The organism is Mesorhizobium sp. M2C.T.Ca.TU.002.02.1.1 (assembly GCF_003997225.1).
Genome location: NZ_RZTO01000904.1, coordinates 1 through 2,315, shown reverse-complemented (window position 1 = coordinate 2,315; position 2,315 = coordinate 1). Strand labels below are relative to the sequence as shown.

3 protein-coding genes are annotated in these 2,315 nt (G+C 62.3%); 1 reads left to right on the top strand and 2 read right to left on the bottom strand.

The genetic code is table 11. From position 1 onward, the window contains the following. The first annotated feature begins 183 nt into the window (after window positions 1-183). On the top strand, window positions 184-591 hold the full coding sequence (locus tag EOD07_RS31230) for a hypothetical protein (protein WP_040980512.1): 408 nt from the start codon (window positions 184-186) through the stop codon (window positions 589-591). A gap of 237 nt (window positions 592-828) precedes the next feature. Here the strand turns inward: EOD07_RS31230 and EOD07_RS31225 are convergent, their stop codons facing one another. Together EOD07_RS31225 and EOD07_RS31220 are read right to left on the bottom strand one after the other, a co-directional pair. Beyond that, window positions 829-1,188, bottom strand: a complete 360-nt coding sequence (locus EOD07_RS31225; RefSeq protein ID WP_245470556.1) for an exopolysaccharide production repressor protein — start codon at window positions 1,186-1,188, stop codon at window positions 829-831. 272 nt (window positions 1,189-1,460) lie between these two features. Further along, window positions 1,461-2,315 (bottom strand): DUF1236 domain-containing protein (locus tag EOD07_RS31220; RefSeq protein ID WP_127238026.1); only part of this gene is annotated, 855 nt, incomplete at its 5' end.

The following is a 2,315-nucleotide window of genomic DNA, read 5'->3' as shown; positions in this document are numbered from 1 at the left end:
CCCACGCCCGGCTCCCTTTTGGCCCGCCTCGAAAGAGGCGAGCCGTTTTTTTGGCGGAACCCGCCGGCCCGCCTCGCAGCTTTCGCCCGAAAGCGGCACCGACTTAAGTGCGCCATGGCTAATATGGCTTGCAAGATGTAGACTTCGTGGAGTCGGGTTTAGAGGCATTGGGAGGACAACAAAATGCCACGGGTTTCGGAGCTTTTCTTCAAGACGGCCATCGTCTTTCTCATCCTGGGCATCGCCGCCGGGCTGCAGATGGCGATTTCGGGCGATCACGGCGCCTTCCCGGCGCATGCCCACATCAACCTTCTTGGCTGGGTCACCAGCGCCATCTTCGGCGGCTATTATGCGCTCAACCCGGCCAAGGCGGAACGCCGCGTCGCCATGATCCATTACGGCCTCTACACAGTCGGCATCGTCATCATGCTGCCCGCGCTCTACTGGATGCTGGCGGCAGGCCATCCAGAGATCGAACCGGTCGTGGCGATAGGCTCGCTGATCGTTGCCGCTGCGGTGCTGGTCTTTGGCTTCGTCGTCTTCTCGTCGCCGGAGACGGTGCGCTCGGCCTCACCGGCCACCGCACGCTAGCTGGGAGCCGAGCACGGATTCAGGCGGGCGCGGCTCCGATCAAGCAAGACTGCAAGCCGGCGTTTTGATTGCGCCGCGGTGACTTCGTTGAGAGGCGGCCCGCCGGCGACGATGCAAATGGATGGCGCAGCTCGGCTCCTGCATTTGAGCAGAGAATGCGGCGTACCAGGCCGTTGCAGCGCGGCTGCCTCTCGATAAGGAAAAAAGACGATCAGCCCGCGGTCGACCGCGAAATGATTAGGGAAGCAGTGTCGGGAACAGCCGCAAGATGAGAGCGTGGATGATGCCGTCGCGCTCGAACGGACCGGGTATCTTCGCGGGCGCCGAGTTTGCGTCCGCCTTGCCTTCGTCGGTCACGCGGGTTTCGCCGTGCACGAGCCAGAGCACGGCCACGAAATAGCCGGCCTGCAGAACCACGGCCGCCAGGAACGTCCAGCCGATCGCCGCCCAGACGGATCCCGTGGACATGAAGGTCCAGCCGAGGATGACCAGAAGCGTCGCCACCATTCCCACAAGAAACTGCGGAAAATACATTTGCCCAACCGAGCGCCGCGACCACATTCGGCCATCGGCGATCTCGCCCATATCTCTACCCATCTTGACCCATGCACCTTTTCCGGGTGGACCGCAAGCTTGAACGACTTGCCGGCTGGTCCATCGCCCTTTCGTCCGGTCCCGATAGGGACGACGGACGCAGGACTTCCGTGTGACAACTGGGAATTGCGCCGGATCGTTCCCTCGGCGGTGGGATTCAACGCACCTCTGATGGACCGCAACGCATGTGCAGTCGGATGCCGAGCGTGTTCGCATGTCTATGGACGAAAAAAGGCCCGCACCTAGGCGGGCCTTTATCCGCTATGCTGACCTGGTCAGCTCAGGATCACAACGATCTTGTAGGTATCCGGGTCAACGATGACGATCCGCCCGTCGGCCAGCACGAAATATTCGTAGGCCTCGTAGGCGGGCACGATCTTGACGATACGGGCCGGCAGGCGGTGCAGACGCACCTTGTGGCGCGGCACCTCGACGCCGACCGAGATGTCGAAGCTGACGTCGCGGACCGGCTCGACATGGGTCTCATGAATAACCTGAGTGATCTGCGTCTTCTGCTCCACCGTCACGTTGTTGATCGACGCCGTCTTGTTCTGGTCGGTCTCGACGTTGGTGTTGCCCTGGGCGTTCTGCTCGGTCTGCATCTTGGTATTGCCCTGGGCGTTCTGCTCAGTGGTCGTGCCGGTCTTACCCTGAGCCTGCTGGTCAGTCTGGATCTTGGTCTTGTTCTGGGCATTCTGTTCGGTGGTCGTACCGGTCTTGCCCTGGGCGTTCTGCTCAGTCTGCATCTTGGTGTTGCCCTGAGCATTCTGCTCGGTGGCGCCGGTCTTGCCCTGCGCCTGCTGCTTCTTCTTCTTCAGCTGTGTGTTGTCCTGGGCGTTCTGATCGGTATTGGCGCCGGCCTGACCCTGGGCCTGCTCATCGGTCTTCATCTTGGCCTTGCCCTGGGCCTGTTCTTCGGTGTTGGCGCCGGCCTTGCCCTGGGCGTTCATTTCGGTCTTCGATTTCATCTCGCCCTGAGCCTGCCCGCCGGCCTTGCCGCCCTTCTGGCAATCGGCCGTGCCGGCCGCGCAATTGTCGCCGCCGCCCGGCTGTGCGGACTCGGTCTGGGCCATTGCGGCGCCGCAGCCGACGCCGAGCGCGATCATGCTCGTGATAAGCAGGTGTTTCAT

Bases quoted from the DNA above. Each gene is read 5' to 3' on its own strand.
- EOD07_RS31230 (WP_040980512.1), top strand. From the start codon at position 184: ATGCCACGGGTTTCGGAGCTTTTCTTCAAGACGGCCATCGTCTTTCTC.
- EOD07_RS31225 (WP_245470556.1), bottom strand. From the start codon at position 1,188: ATGGGTAGAGATATGGGCGAGATCGCCGATGGCCGAATGTGGTCGCGG.